This window comes from Nonomuraea sp. NPDC047529 (genome assembly GCF_040642995.1).
GTDB lineage: Bacteria > Actinomycetota > Actinomycetes > Streptosporangiales > Streptosporangiaceae > Nonomuraea.
The window spans coordinates 204781-217809 of record NZ_JBEYTJ010000008.1 but is presented as its reverse complement, the minus strand read 5'-3'; the positions used below and the strand labels follow the sequence as shown (position 1 = coordinate 217809).

Annotated in this window: 11 protein-coding genes and 2 pseudogenes; 7 read left to right on the top strand and 6 right to left on the bottom strand. The window is 70.5% G+C overall.

Annotated features, from left to right (window positions below; all coding sequences use genetic code 11):
- The first annotated feature begins 9 nt into the window (after window positions 1–9).
- Window positions 10–897, top strand: coding sequence for a tetratricopeptide repeat protein (locus tag ABZ815_RS15570; RefSeq protein ID WP_357698117.1), 888 nt, complete (start codon window positions 10–12; stop codon window positions 895–897).
- A gap of 8 nt (window positions 898–905) precedes the next feature.
- Here the strand turns inward: ABZ815_RS15570 and ABZ815_RS15565 are convergent.
- The 3 genes and pseudogenes from ABZ815_RS15565 to ABZ815_RS15555 form a co-directional block, all read right to left on the bottom strand.
- Window positions 906–1790 (bottom strand): annotated as a pseudogene (locus ABZ815_RS15565) (IS5 family transposase).
- A 120-nt stretch (window positions 1791–1910) separates the two neighbouring features.
- Window positions 1911–3473, bottom strand: a complete 1563-nt coding sequence (locus ABZ815_RS15560; protein ID WP_357698115.1) for a hypothetical protein — start codon at window positions 3471–3473, stop codon at window positions 1911–1913.
- A gap of 211 nt (window positions 3474–3684) precedes the next feature.
- Window positions 3685–4501, bottom strand: a pseudogene (locus ABZ815_RS15555) (transposase family protein).
- A 459-nt stretch (window positions 4502–4960) separates the two neighbouring features.
- Between ABZ815_RS15555 and ABZ815_RS15550 the strand changes: the two are divergent.
- Both ABZ815_RS15550 and ABZ815_RS15545 read left to right on the top strand, forming a co-directional pair.
- A complete protein-coding gene (locus ABZ815_RS15550) occupies window positions 4961–5935 on the top strand; it encodes a winged helix-turn-helix domain-containing protein (RefSeq protein ID WP_357698113.1) in 975 nt (324 codons plus the stop codon).
- Window positions 5936–6090: 155 nt separating this feature from the next.
- A complete protein-coding gene (locus tag ABZ815_RS15545) occupies window positions 6091–6993 on the top strand; it encodes an IS5 family transposase (protein ID WP_357698111.1) in 903 nt (300 codons plus the stop codon).
- Between the two features lie 126 nt (window positions 6994–7119).
- Here ABZ815_RS15545 and ABZ815_RS15540 read toward each other — a convergent pair whose 3' ends face one another.
- Both ABZ815_RS15540 and ABZ815_RS15535 read right to left on the bottom strand, forming a co-directional pair.
- Window positions 7120–7521 (bottom strand): RNHCP domain-containing protein, encoded by a 402-nt coding sequence (locus tag ABZ815_RS15540; protein WP_357698109.1) that lies wholly within the window; start codon window positions 7519–7521, stop codon window positions 7120–7122.
- 1 nt (window position 7522) lies between these two features.
- Window positions 7523–7891, bottom strand: coding sequence for an RNHCP domain-containing protein (locus tag ABZ815_RS15535; protein ID WP_357698107.1), 369 nt, complete (start codon window positions 7889–7891; stop codon window positions 7523–7525).
- Between the two features lie 320 nt (window positions 7892–8211).
- Between ABZ815_RS15535 and ABZ815_RS15530 the strand changes: the two genes are divergently transcribed.
- On the top strand, window positions 8212–10299 hold the full coding sequence (locus tag ABZ815_RS15530; RefSeq protein WP_357698105.1) for an acyl-CoA dehydrogenase: 2088 nt from the start codon (window positions 8212–8214) through the stop codon (window positions 10297–10299).
- On the opposite strand, the gene ABZ815_RS15525 is transcribed toward ABZ815_RS15530, so the two are convergent.
- Window positions 10259–10795, bottom strand: a complete 537-nt coding sequence (locus ABZ815_RS15525; RefSeq protein ID WP_357698103.1) for a YceI family protein — start codon at window positions 10793–10795, stop codon at window positions 10259–10261. The genes ABZ815_RS15530 and ABZ815_RS15525 overlap by 41 nt on opposite strands.
- A 148-nt stretch (window positions 10796–10943) precedes the next feature.
- Between ABZ815_RS15525 and ABZ815_RS15520 the strand changes: the two genes are divergently transcribed.
- The 3 genes from ABZ815_RS15520 to ABZ815_RS15510 all read left to right on the top strand — a co-directional run bounded on the left by ABZ815_RS15520 (window position 10944) and on the right by ABZ815_RS15510 (window position 13026).
- A complete protein-coding gene (locus tag ABZ815_RS15520; protein ID WP_357698101.1) occupies window positions 10944–12116 on the top strand; it encodes a histidine kinase in 1173 nt (390 codons plus the stop codon).
- On the top strand, window positions 12113–12760 hold the full coding sequence (locus tag ABZ815_RS15515) for a response regulator transcription factor (RefSeq protein ID WP_357698099.1): 648 nt from the start codon (window positions 12113–12115) through the stop codon (window positions 12758–12760). Before ABZ815_RS15520 ends, ABZ815_RS15515 begins: the two co-directional genes overlap by 4 nt.
- A 71-nt stretch (window positions 12761–12831) precedes the next feature.
- A complete protein-coding gene (locus ABZ815_RS15510) occupies window positions 12832–13026 on the top strand; it encodes a hypothetical protein (RefSeq protein ID WP_352325673.1) in 195 nt (64 codons plus the stop codon).
- Window positions 13027–13029 lie beyond the last annotated feature (3 nt).

Genomic DNA, 13029 nt, shown 5'->3' with positions numbered 1-13029 from the left:
ATTCCCTCCATGAGCGAGGGGATCAACGACCAGTCCGAGCTGACCGAGCTGACCGAGGCAGCCGCCCAGTCGCGCGCGTCAGTGTTGCGCAGCCGAGCCGAATCGTACATCGCGCTGTCGCGGCACGAGGCCGCTATCGCCGATCTGACCGAGTCGATAGCGCTGGTCCCGGACAACGCCCGCGCCTGGCGGCTGCGCGGTGAGAGCCATCGGGTCATCGAGCGGTACGAGGCCGCCCTGGCGGACTTCGACGAGTCGTTGAGACTGGAACCCGACAGCGCGTACGCGCTGGGCTCGCGCGGCCAGGCGTACGCGGCGCTCGGCCGGCCGGAGGAGGCGATGGAGGACTTCGACCACGCCCTCACCCTCGCCCCCGAGTCCCTGTGGATCCTGGAGGCCAAGGCCGACGCCCTGGTGGACATGGACCGGCTGGCCGAGGCCCTGGACGAGCACGCCAAGATCATCGCGTTGAACGAGGAGCTGGCGTACTCGTGGGTGGCGCGCGGCGACCTGTACCAGCGCATGCACCTCTACAGCGAGGCCATCGACGACTACACCAGGGCTCTGGCGGCCGACCCCGACCACGTACGGGCGCTCAGCCGGCGCGGCGAGGCGCTGCGCATGATCGACCGGTACCAGGAGGCGCTGGCCGACCTGAACCGCGCGGTCGAGCTGGACCCCGACAACGACCGGGCGTTCGGCAGCCGGGGCGCGGTGCTGAGCGAGATGGGCGACAACGAGGCCGCGCTGCGCGACCTGGACCGGGCCGTCGAGCTGGACCCCGAGTACATCTGGGCCTACCGGGTGCGCGGCGAGATCTTCCAGGAGATGGAACGCCACGAGGAGGCGGTGACCGACTTCACGCTGGCCCTGCGCCTGGAGTTCGGGGACGACTAGGCCGTGTTTCATAAGGCTTTGAGCCACTGGTTGATCGCGGCGATGATGACGACGGCTTCGTAGCGTACGGCGAGCTTGTCGTAGCGGGTTGCCATGCCGCGGTTGCCTTTGAGCAGGTTGATGCCGCACTCCACAGCGTGGCGCAGCCGGTAGAACGCGGGGTCGAAGGCGGGTGGGCGGCCTCCCTTCGATCCCTTGGCTCGTCGGTGGGTGTCCTGGTCGGCCTTGCTCGGAATGCACGCCTTGATCCCACGCCGGCGCAGATGAGTGCGGTTGGCCTTGCTGGTGTAGGCCTTGTCGGCCAGCACAAGATCGGGGCGGGTCCTGGGACGGCCACCGCCGAGGCGGCCCACCCGGATCTTGCCCAGCACCGGGATGAACTGCGGGCTGTCGCCCCGCTGACCTGCGGTCACCACCGCAGCCAGCAGCTTGCGGCCCTGCTCGCAAGCCAGATGGGTCTTGGTGGTCAGCCCGCCGCGTGAGCGCCCCAGCGCGTGATCGTCCGGCTCGCTGTGCACGCCGCCGGGTGGTTCCTTTTGCAGGTGGCCGTCCCGGCGTGCTCCAGCTGCGTGCTGGTGAGCCCGGGTGATGGTGGAGTCCACGCTCACCGTCCACTCGATCTTCCCGGCGGCGTCCGCACACGCCTGCAACGCAGCCAGGATCCGCGCCCAGATCCCCTCCCGCTGCCAGCGCCGGAACAAGCCGTACACGGTGAACCAGTGACCGTAGCAGGCGCACGTCCCGCCACGGCGCCCCGGTCCGGATCCGCCACCGGATCCCCTCGATCAACTGCCGCCTGCTCCACTTCGGCGGACGCCCTTGCCCAACGCGGCAGGCAGATGCGGCTCCAGCGCCGCCCACTGCGCGTCAGTGAGGTCGTGCCGCCTCGTCACCACTACGCTGGCCACGAGGTCTCCGGTGTTTCGTTCTTCTTGGTCGTTGAACCAATTACCGGAGACCTCTTCGTTCAACGATCACCGACACGCCTCACACGTGATCTTTCGAAACACGGCCTAGTTCACGGTGAAGGCGTAATCACGTGCCCAGCTCGAGTAGCCGCGCGCATCGATGCTCCACACCGACAGCGTGTGAGGACCGGCAGTGTCGGGCGTGATGGTCACGGTGGGCGTGTCTGCGGGGGTCTGGAGCGTCTCACCGGAGTCCAGGCGATAGCCGTACGCGACGACGTCCTGCGCGCCGTTGGACGAGAAGGTGAACTCGCCGGGCACGCCCGCTCCGCCGCCGGGCGCGTTCTCCGGGTAGACGGCCGAGGTGACCGACGGCGCCGGGTTCCGCCGCGGGGTGAAGGCGTAGGCACGCTCCGACCCGGGGTTGCCGGCCCGGTCGACCGCTCTGACATACAGGATGTTGCGGAATATGCGCGTCGGGGTGAGGGTCACGCTGGCCCGCCCCTCGGCATCGGCCGTCACGCGCCCAGATGGTAGGGAACCACCCGGTACGAGCCGGTACTCGTAGGACGCGACGTCGGTGGACTCGCCGGGGGAGAAGGTGAACACACCGGGCGTGCCGACCAGCCCGCCCGTCGAGTTCTCCGGATACGTCTCGGAGGCGATCACCGGCAGCGTGGGCCGGGTGACGTCGACGGTGAACTCCTGCCAGGCCGTCCAGTCACTGGCGTCGCTGAGCATCTCCAGGGTCTCCGGCTCCTGGTAGTGATCCTCGGCGCGTACCCGCCACCGGTAGGTCTTGCCATCGGCGAGCAGCCCTTCGGGGATCTCGGTGCAGTGCCTGCCCTCCCAACTGCCGGGATAGGACGTCGCCGAGCCCAGGACAGCGCCGGAGGCGTCAGCCCACTCGAAGCGCGCCGACACCTCGTCGCCGTGCTCCCGGTCGGGGTTGACGACGTCGGCGCCCAGGGTGGGTGTCGTGGTGGAGACGAACGTTGTCGCCGGGCGTGGCTCTGGCCAGCAGGAGTCGTTGAGGTTGATGGCCGGATCGGTGGGCACCTCAGGCACGGTGTTGTACCAGAAGCGCAGCCCCGGCGTGGTGAAGCGGCCCCAGTACGGGTGGTTGACCTGATCGGTTTCAAAGACACGCAGGCTGCGCGGCCCGACCTCGCTGGCCGCACGCAGTCCGAAGGTCAGGTGCCGTTCGCCGCGTGCGGAGGCTTCCCGCACGAGGTCACTGATCCGCCAGTTGAAGAAGCAGGAGTCGAAGCCGTCGGCGACCGTCCCGGTGCCGAGGTTCCGCGTCCAGGCGGGCTGGTTGCTCCAGGTGGTCTCCGGGCCGATCTCCCCGGTCAGCCAGAGTTCGATGCTGGGGTCGCAGGCGCCGCTGTTGAGATAGCCCTGGAAGGTGGCGTACAGCAGCTTCTTGCCGCGCATCGGGCTGATGTCCATGCGGAAGAAGGAGCGGAACACGCCGGGAGGCTGGACACCCGTCCCCACGAGCGCGTCGTCCGCGCTGTTCCAATGGGAGGCCTTCGGGTCGGCCAGGGCGACGTAGGTCCAGGCGAGCTTGAGGGTGCTGGTGGACGCCGACGCGTTTGCCTGCGCCGGCGGCATCATGACGAGCGTGACGATGAAGGCGCATAACAGCGCCAGAACACGATTCACTATGGTTCTCCCCGTTGATGGTGCGGCCCCCTAAGCGTTCATGGTCACCTACGGAGGCAACGCGGCGAAAGCCCCTTTTGGCGGCCCGCGCGAAACGAATGTCGAGTGGCGCGAAGGGCCATGTGGTGTTGAGGGATGAGCATCCGCTTCTCTTGCCTGTGCGGCAAGAGCAGCAGGGCACTCCGAAAACCGACGCCTCAGTGAGGTGATCTCAGCGCATTTCTGGTAGCCAGTTGTGCTCGAAATGGGTCAGTACAAGTGCCGCGCGGGCGATGTCGCCGATTGTGCTGGGGCCGGCGGTGATGTGCTGGAGGATCCGCCAGCGGCCTTTGAGCAGGGCGAACCCGCGTTCACCGATACAGCGCAGGCCGCGCAGGAGTTGGTTGTAGGTGCGGTTGTCCGGGCTGAGGGTCTGGTTTCCTGGGGTTGTTTGATCGGTATGTGGACGCCGATGCCCGCGCCGTCGTAGCCGCCGTCGGCGAGAGTGGGCAGGCCGCCTGCGGCAGCGGCGTACAGCGCGCCCAGGACGTGCGCGCGAGCGGCGGTTAGGTCGTGGACCGAGCCTGGTTCGACGTGGGCGATCCACAGGGGAAGCCCGCTGGGTGCAGAGAGTGCTTGGAGGTTGCCGCGTGCTGGTGGGCCTTGCCGGAGTACCAGGCGTCGATGGGCTCGCCCTTGACGCTGAGGCTCTGTTCGGCGCAGCGGTCGATGAAGATCAAGGTACCGTCCAGGATCACATAGCCCAGCCCGTCGGCCTGGGCGCGATCTAGGGCCTCGTGTAGATCAGGGGCTTGAGCTGCGAGGACGTCGATACCTTCGGTGATGTAGCGGTAGGCGGTGGCTCGGGAGACACGGTGATCGCGGCCGAGCTTGGGGATGTCGCGCTCGCCTCGGAACCAGCGCAGCACCATGACCGCCTGCCGGAACGGGGTCAGGGCGCGGCTGCCCTTGGGAGTGCCGAGCTGTCGGCGTTCCTCCTGCAGCAACCGGGCAACGTACTGAACCAGCGCGCGGGAGACGTCGAGCATGGCACGATGAGCAATCACGTGGAGCCTTCCGGCTATGGGATTTCTTGTGGTGAGAACTCATCTACCGGAGGCTCCACGCCTGTCTCCGGTCTTCAACGACTTCTCCCGAAAGGCCCGATACGCGACCGCCTGCGGCTAAGAAATCCCTGCTTGCCCGAATTAATTCTCTGAGATCACCTCACTGCATCGACTATGACCTCCTAGGGCGAGAGTTCATCGCTCAAACCAGCGATGTGGATGGCCTCTTCCAGTCCATCCATGGTTACATGTAGCGATCCCTGGACAGCGATGAGGCTGCCCCCGCGCAAGGCGCCGCTAACTGGAGCCAATGGCTCCTAATCGGGACCCTGGATGGTAAGGATGCCCTGGCCGAATTTCGACCACAACGCCTTTTAGTCCTGACTAAAAGGGTGAGGCTGGACTTCGCCGAGCAGAGCCGGCTGCGTGAGAATCATCGGCATGATCCGCATGCACTTCTGTGACGCCGACCTTCGCCAGATCACGTTCGCCCCGGCTCCGAACGCGCTGTGGGAGACGGCACTGAGTGTGCGCCTCTTGCTTGGCGCACAGACCAGCAGGAGCTGGTCGCGACCCGGAGTCCGCCGACTGCACCAGCAGGTGAGAGGAAGCCTGGCGGAGCGGGCCGGGGTGCTCGCGCCCCTGGTTCCCCCGAAGAACTTCATACCCACGTTCCTGCTCCAGCCGGACGCCGGAGACTTCGCCACCGGCGTCAAGCAGGCCAGTCAGACGACCAGCTCCAACTTAGCGTTCGATCTCAGCGAGCTGTCGCCCGCGCAGCAGGCCGGGCGGTGGGCACAGGAACTGGCCGACGGCGCCTCCTGGGCGCGCCAGACCCTTGCCAGTGACCTGAACCGCTACTTCACCTCATCCGTGGAGCCACTGTGGCCGCAGATCCAGGCCGAAGCCGCCGCCGACCGCACCCTGCGCGCCGAAACCCTGCTACGCGGCGGGGTAGACGCCCTGCTGGCCACGCTCCACCCCGACTGCCGCTGGCAGCCGCCGACCCTGTACATCCCGTTCGGCGACGACCATGACATTGCTCTGCCTGGGCACGGGCTGCTGCTGATCCCGTCCTACTTCGCGCCTCGCCTGATAGTGACGTATCGGCCCGACGCGGCCAGCGTGCTGACGTATCCGATCTTCGTCGGGGGGCAGTCCACCGACCAGGCCGACGTGCTCGGCCCCCTACTCGGCCGTACCCGCGCAGCCGTGTTGGCCGCCCTGCGCGACCCCGCCACCACCACGTCCGTGGCCGAACGGGTCGGCACCTCCCTCGGCTCCGCCAGCCAGCACGCCACGGTACTGCGCAACGCCGGACTCGTCTCAACCACCCGGATCGGCGGCGCCGTCCTCCACACCCTGACCCCCCTTGGACAGGCGCTCCTCCGCAGCGGCCCGAACGTCGGCTCATAACCCATGATGCGCGACCGCGACAACGACGGATTTCGCCCACTACTAGGCCGCGTTTTCAAAGGTGATGAGGGGACGCGGCGTGGCGGTCGTTGGTAATTGACGAGGCCTCCGGTAGTTGGTTCAACGACCAAGAAGACCCAAGTACCGGAGACCTCGTGGCCAGCGTAGCGGTGACGAGGCGGCACGACCTGACCGACGGGCAGTGGGCAGCGCTGGAGCCGCTGTTACCCACGCCCTCGGACCGCGGTCGTCCGCCGAAATGGAGCAGACGCCAGTTGATCGACGCCATCCGGTGGCGGATCCGGACTGGCGCGCCATGGCGGGACGTCCCCGAGGCGTACGCGCCCTGGTCCATGGTGTACGGCCGGTTCCGGCGCTGGCAGCGTGATGGCACCTGGGCCAAGATCCTTGCCGGGTTGCAGAGGCGGGCGGACGCCGAAGGGAAGATCGGCTGGACGGTGAGCGTGGACTCCACGACCAGCCGTGCCCATCAGCATGCCGCGGGTGCGCGCCGGGACGGTCACCTGCAGAAGGAACCGCCCGGTGGGACGGGGAACGAACCGGACGATCACGCGCTGGGCCGCTCGCGGGGCGGGCTGACCACCAAGACGCATCTGGCCTGTGAGCAGGGCCGTAAACCCCTGGCCCTGCTGGTGACGGCCGGTCATCGGGGAGACAGCCCGCAGTTCATCGCGGTGCTGGCCAAGATCCGGGTCGGCCGCCCGGGTGGCGGCCGACCCCGGACCCGTCCCGATCTTGTGCTGGCCGACAGGGCTTACACCAGCAAGGCCAACCGCACTCATCTGCGCCGGCGTGGGATCAAGGCGTGCATCCCGAGCAAGGCCGACCAGGACGCCCACCGGCGCGCCAAGGGTTCCAAAGGCGGGCGGCCGCCGACCTTCGACCCCGGTCTCTACCGCTGGCGTCACGCCGTGGAATGCGGCATCAACCAGCTCAAGCAGAACCGTGGCATGGCCACTCGCTACGACAAGCTCGCCGTCCGGTTCGAGGCCACACTCACCATCGCCGCGATCGACCAGTGGCTCAAGGCCTTATGAAACACCGCCTAGGCCGACGCGAGGGGCGGGCCGCCCCGAAGGACGACCCGCCGTCTCACGAACGCGCCTCACAAGGCGCGCCTCACAGAACGCGTCTCAGAGGCGCGTCTCACGCAGAACGCGTCTTCACAGCGCCAGCAGCGCGTTGACCGGCAGGCGGCTGTCGGACAGCGGCCGGACGGCGATGCGCAGCAGGGCCAGCGCGTTGTCGTCGCCGGCGATGCGGTTGGCGCTGAGCCCGCCGCACGCCTGGCAGTGGTGGATGATCAGCCACTCCCCGTCCGGCCTGACGGTGACGCTCAGCGCCGCCATCGGGCCCCGGCAGCCCGCCCGCCGGTCCCCCGGGATCCGGTGGTCGACGTGCAGGCTGGTCAGGCAGTGCGGGCAGTGGTTGCGGTGCGCCGTTCCCGGCGCGTCCATCGGTACGTCCAGCCGGCAGCCGACGCAGCGGAACGCGTCGCCGCGCTCGCCCCGCTGTACGGCCTTGGGCTGTTGCGGCCTGGCCCGGCCAGGGTTCTTCCTGGGCATGTCACAGGTCGCCGAACGCTTCGAGCGGGAACGGCGGCTGTGCGAGCGGGCGTACGGCCATGCGCATGAGGATGAGCTGGTTGTCGTCCCCGCAGATCGGGTTGGACGTCAGCTCGCCGCAGCGCGAGCAGCGATGGATGATCATCCAGTCGCCGGTGCGGAGCACCGCGATGGAGATCGGGTTCATCCGCGACCGGCACTCCGACGGGCCGCCCTCCACCCGGTCGAGCACGTGCAGCGAGTGCAGGCAGCTCGGGCAGTGGTTGCGGCGGGCGCCGTCGGGGCCGTGCGCGGCGACGGTCAGGCCGCAGCGGACGCACGCGAAGGTGTCGGTGCTGATGATGGAACGAGGTTTGCCGTTGGCAGACAACCTGGGTTCTCCTTGCCGGATCTTGATACGAGAAAAGGCAGCAAGGGAGCGCCGAGCGGGCCTCACAGGCACGCTGGTGCGACAGGTGGTCCGGTCCTTCCGAGGCCTTGGCCCTTTCGGAAGCCGATCCTCCGGCTCTCAGGGAAGGCGGGGCACACCCGTGGCACGGAGAGGCGCGCTGGGCGCCGTGCCGGGCATCAACCCACCTCCAGAAATCGCGCCGAACGGGACAGTTGCGAGGGTAACCATCCCCGCCGGTCGCGCGCCAACAGTTTTCCGGGGCGCTGGAGATCGACCGAATATCGTTCTAGTGTGCGTCCATGGGGATCGGGCTGACCGAGGAACACCGGGCGCTGGCGGCCTCCGTACGGGGGCTGGCGGGGCGTACCGTCGAGCACCGGGCGCTGGCCGGGCAGGGGCTGCTGGGGCTGCACCTGCCGGAGGAGCACGGCGGGCAGGGGTACGGGCTGGTGGAGCTGTGCGTGGCCGTGGAGGTGCTGGGCGAGTTGCGGGTGGCGGGGCCGTACCTGCCGGTCGTGCTGGCCTCGGCGGCGCTCGCCCGGTCCCGGGCCCCCGCGCCCGGCCTGCTGCGCGGGTTGGCCGACGGGTCGCTGACGGCGGCCGTCGTCCTCGGGCCGGTCGCCCTCGGGGCGGCCGGGGCCGACCTGTTCCTCGTGCCGCACGGCGACGGGTGGGCGCTGCTGGACCGTGCGGACGTGACCGCCGAACCCGCCGAGGGCGTCGACCTGGACCGGGACCTCTGCACGGTCACGGCCCGCGGGGTGCCGCCGGAGCGCCTGGTCCGCGCCATCCCGCCGGAGCGGGTGCTCGGCCCGGTGCCGGTGCGGGAGCTGGCCGCGGTGCTGCTCGGCGCCGACGCGTGCGGCACCGCCGCCTGGGCGGTCGGCACGGCCGCCGCCCACGCCAAGGTACGCGAGCAGTTCGGCCGCCCGATCGGCCAGTTCCAGGGCGTCAAGCACCGGGTGGCCGCCGCCCTGGTGGCCCTTGAGCAGGCCCGCGCCGCCGTCTGGGACGCCGCCCGCGCCCTCGACCACCCCCGTTCGGACAGCCCCCACCCGGACGGACCGCGCGAGGACGGACCGCGTGTGCTCGGCGGCGAGGCGAGGCTGGCCGTCGGGGTGGCGGCCGTGCTGGGGCCGGACGCGGCGGTGCGCTGCGCGGCCGACGCCATCCAGGTGCTCGGCGGCATCGGCTACACCTTCGAGCACGACGCCCACCGCCACTATCGCCGCGCCCTGTCCGGCCGCATGCTCGCCGGGGACCCGGGACCGTGGGCCGAGCAGGTCGCCGAGCTGGCCCTCGCGGGCGTCCGCCGGGCGATGGAGCCCGACCTGCCCGAGGAGTCCGTCCCCCTCAGGGAGACGATCAGGGCGGAGGCCGGGTCGCTGCGGCGCGAGGAGCCGCTCGCCCGGCTGGGCCGGTTCGCCCGCGAGGGCTGGATCATGCCGTATCTGCCCAGGCCGTGGGGGCGCGCGGCCACGCCGCTGGAACAGGTGATCATCCACCAGGAGTTCCGCGACCTCAAACGCCCCAACCTGGGGATCGCCGCCTGGGCGGTCCCGTCCATCGTCACGTACGGCACCCGCGAGCAGCAGGAACGTTTCCTGCCGAGGACGTTCACCGGCGAGCTCGTGTGGTGCCAGCTGTTCAGCGAGCCGGGCGCCGGGTCCGACCTGGCCGGCCTGTCGACCAGGGCCACCCGCGTGGAGGGCGGCTGGTCGCTGAACGGCCGGAAGATCTGGACGTCCCTCGCCCAGTACGCCCACTGGGGCATCTGCCTGGCCCGCACCTCACCCGACAGGCCCAAGCACGAGGGGATCACGTACTTCCTGGTGGACATGTCCGCCCCCGGCGTCACCGTCAGGCCGCTCAAGGAGATCAACGGGGACGAGATCTTCAACGAGGTCTTCCTCGACGACGTCTTCGTCCCGGACGACCTGGTGGTCGGCGAGGTGGACGGCGGCTGGCGGGTGGCCCGCGACACGCTCTCGTACGAACGGGTCGCGCTCGGCGACTCCTGGGGACCCGGCTCTCAGCACACCGACATGATCCGGCTGATCGGCGGCCTGCCGCCGCTGCGGCAGTCGCGCCGCGAGCAGGCGGGGCGCCTGTGGGCCGAGGGGCAGGCGATCTCGGCGCTCGGGCTGCGCGTGACGCTGTCCAGGCTGGCCGGCGCCGACCCCGGGCCCGCCTCCAGCGTGCGCAAGCTGCTCGGTATGCGGCACGCGCAGGCGATCTCGGAGTTCTGCTGGTCGCTGGTTCCGTCCGACCGTCACTGGAACCGCATGATCCTGGCCACCCGGGCCTTCACCATCGGCGGCGGCACCACCGAGGTGCAGCTCAACATCATCGCCGAGCGCGCGCTCGGTCTTCCCCGCGATCCTTGACGCCCGCCCGCACGCATCTGACCTCGGCCGACATCGTCAGGTGACGCGCGGCGAGCCCGGGCATGGCGGTCACCCCGAAGGCGGTGCGGTCCACGCGGGCGGCGACGACGACGGTGAAGCCGTTCGGGGTCACGTCGCAGCGTTCGACGGTGAGGGTGAGCGGCTGTTCGACGCCGGCGACGGTGAGCGTGCCGGTCAGCGTCTCGCCGTCGGTGTGGCCGCCGGTGAAGGTGATGACCGGGTTGCGGGCGACGTCGAGGAAGCGGGCCGAGCGGACGGTCTCGTCGCGCCGGTGGTTGCCGGTGTGGAAGCCGGCGGCGTCGATCTCCACGCGCACGCGGGAGTCGGCGAGCGGCTCGGCCACGTCCACGGTGCCGCCCTTGACGTCGAACGTGCCGCGGGCGCGGCCGAGGCCGTACAGGTGCCTGGTGGTGAAGCGGATCGCGGAGTTCTCGACGTCGATCTCGTAGCGGCCCAGCGGGGGAAGGTTCGTCATGGGTCCATTGCACGGCGGCGGGACGGCCGTCCGGCAGGGCGGGCCGTCGGTCGTGGGGGCGACGTTCGGAGGGAGCGCGTGCGACTTTCGTATGGATTCCGACTTGCCCGATATCTACGGCATACAGGGATGTCATAGCGTTTGCGGCATGAGTGCAGGGGCGTGTCGCCGTTCCCTCGTGCTGGACGTGGTCATCGCGGTCGGCTTCGCGCTGCTCGACACCGGCTCGACGCTGCTCGGCCTCACGTGGTGGCCCGAGCGTCCGGGCCCGCTCGCCTGGGGGCTGCTGGCGGTCCAGGCGGCCGTCTGCCTGTCGCTGGCGGCCCGCCGCCGGGCGCCGCTCACGGTCCTGGCCGTCCTGGGGACGTTCACGCTGGTGCTGACGTTGCTGATCTCGCCGGGCGGGGTGCTGGTCCCGGCCGGACCGGGGAACGTGTGGGCGCCGTTCGCGACCATCGCGGCGGCGTACGGGCCGGTCTACCGCCGGGACCGGCGGGTCGCCCTCGCCGCGCTGGCCGTGTACACACTGGTGATCGCGCGGGTGTGGGAGCCGTCGGTGGGCGTCCTCGTCAACGGGGTGCTGCGCACGGCCGTCGGGCCGCTGCTCGCGCTCTACCTCGACGGACGGCGGCGGGTGATCAGGATGCTGACCGAGCGCGCCGAACGGGCCGAACGCGAGCGGCACCTGCTGGCCGAGCAGGCCCGCGCCGAGGAGCGCGCCCGGCTGGCCGCCGAGATGCACGACGTCGTCACCCACCGGGTGAGCCTCATGGTGTTGCAGGCCGGCGCGCTGCGAGTGACCGCGGGCGACGAGCAGACCCGGCAGGCCGCCGAGGAGCTGCGGGCCGCGGGCTGCCAGGCGCTCGACGAGCTGCGGGACGTGATCGGCCTCCTGCGCACCGCGCCGGAGCCGGACGCGCCGCCGTCGGCGGCCGACTTCGCCGCGCTGGTCGCCGAGTCCGCCTCCGTGGGCACCCCGGCCGAGCTGGTCGAGGAGGGCGACCGGGCGCTGGCCTCGCCGGTGGTGGGGCGCACGGCGTACCGGATCGTGCGCGAGGCGCTGACGAACGTGCGCAAGCACGCGCCGGGCGCGCGGGTGGAGGTGCGCATCGAGTACGGCCAGGCCCAGGTGCGGCTCACCGTGCGCAACACCCCGCCGACCGGCCTGCCCGGCGGCCCGCTGGCCGGGACCGGCTCCGGCCTCGGCATCGCCAACCTGCGGCGGCGGGTCGAGGTCGTGCACGGCACACTGCGCGCCGGGCCCGCCGACGACGGCGGGTTCAGCGTCGAGGCCGTCCTCCCCGCGTACGTGGCCACATGATCAGGGTCGTGGTCGTGGACGACGAGCCGATGGTCTGCCGCTTCCTGCGCACCATCCTCGGCTCGGCGCCCGACATCGAGGTCGTGGACGAGGCCCACGACGGCGCCGCCGGCATCGAGGCGGTCGTGCGCAGCCGTCCGGACGTCGTGCTCATGGACCTGCGCATGCCCGGCCTGGACGGGCTCACCGCCATCGAACGCCTGGGCGAGCTGCCCCGTCCGCCGGTCGTCGTGGTGCTGACGACGTTCGACGCCGACGAGTACGTGCTGCGCGCCCTGCGCGCGGGCGCCTGCGGCTTCCTGGTCAAGTCGACGCCGCCGGAGGACCTGATCGGGCTCGTCCGGGTGGCCGCCGAGGGGCACACCGTGCTGTCACCGGTCGCCGCCCGGAGGCTGGTGGCGGCCTCGACGGCGGCGGACCCGGCGCGCGCCCGCGCCCGCGAGCTGGTGGAGTCGCTGACCGGACGCGAGCGCGAGGTGCTGGCGTGCCTCGGCGAAGGGCTGTCGAACGCGCAGATCGGCGCCCGCCTGCACCTGGCCGAACCCACCGTCAAGGGCTACGTGTCCCGCCTGCTGGACAAGCTGGGCTGCCTCAACCGCACCCAGGCGGGCCTGATCGCCCACGACGCGGGCCTGACCCGGTAGCCGTCGGCGGGCGGAGGGTTTGGCGGCGGAGGTGCGAGGTAGGTGATAAGCCGCAAAGGGGGACAAAAGCCATGAGTAATCCGCAACAGCCCGAACTTCGCCGGTCGGGTAAGTCCGGCGCGAACTCCAAATCTACCGACGCCGTGCCGGAGTCCAAGAGCGGCGGCAAGCGGGCCGGGCGGCCGCACGGCAGCGACAAGGGACACAAGGGCGGCGGCAAGGGCGGCGGCGTGCCCCCGGGCCAGCACCCGCCGTATCCGGGGTGAGCA

Coding starts and splice junctions, on each gene's coding strand:
- ABZ815_RS15515 (WP_357698099.1), top strand. CDS start 12,113: ATGATCAGGGTCGTGGTCGTGGACGACGAGCCGATGGTCTGCCGCTTC.
- ABZ815_RS15525 (WP_357698103.1), bottom strand. CDS start 10,795: ATGACGAACCTTCCCCCGCTGGGCCGCTACGAGATCGACGTCGAGAAC.
- ABZ815_RS15520 (WP_357698101.1), top strand. CDS start 10,944: ATGAGTGCAGGGGCGTGTCGCCGTTCCCTCGTGCTGGACGTGGTCATC.
- ABZ815_RS15530 (WP_357698105.1), top strand. CDS start 8,212: ATGGGGATCGGGCTGACCGAGGAACACCGGGCGCTGGCGGCCTCCGTA.
- ABZ815_RS15540 (WP_357698109.1), bottom strand. CDS start 7,521: ATGCCCAGGAAGAACCCTGGCCGGGCCAGGCCGCAACAGCCCAAGGCC.
- ABZ815_RS15570 (WP_357698117.1), top strand. CDS start 10: ATGAGCGAGGGGATCAACGACCAGTCCGAGCTGACCGAGCTGACCGAG.
- ABZ815_RS15550 (WP_357698113.1), top strand. CDS start 4,961: ATGATCCGCATGCACTTCTGTGACGCCGACCTTCGCCAGATCACGTTC.
- ABZ815_RS15510 (WP_352325673.1), top strand. CDS start 12,832: ATGAGTAATCCGCAACAGCCCGAACTTCGCCGGTCGGGTAAGTCCGGC.